The following is a 289-nucleotide window of genomic DNA, read 5'->3' as shown; positions in this document are numbered from 1 at the left end:
TTGGTTTTCATAGCTGCAATTATCAGTTGACAATTATACAACAATCAACTGACAGTTGCAAGTTCCCCTTTGGTGGTATAGAGATCTTAACTAAACAATTCTGAGACCGTATGCTACTAACTAGGTTCGACAATAATTAAAAACTAATCGTCTTATAAAAACGCTCCCCAGTGAGACGAGAAAACGTTCATGAATAAGCTCCTGCCTGAGACGAAGACGTATGTATCTGCTCATAAATTTGGGCGTTTAATTGGACGGCTAGAAAATAGCCAACGCCATCGATGCGTTG

It is taken from the genome of Spirosoma endbachense, assembly GCF_010233585.1.
In the GTDB taxonomy this organism is placed as follows: Bacteria; Bacteroidota; Bacteroidia; order Cytophagales; family Spirosomataceae; genus Spirosoma; species Spirosoma endbachense.
Note: the sequence above shows the minus strand (reverse complement) of the source record.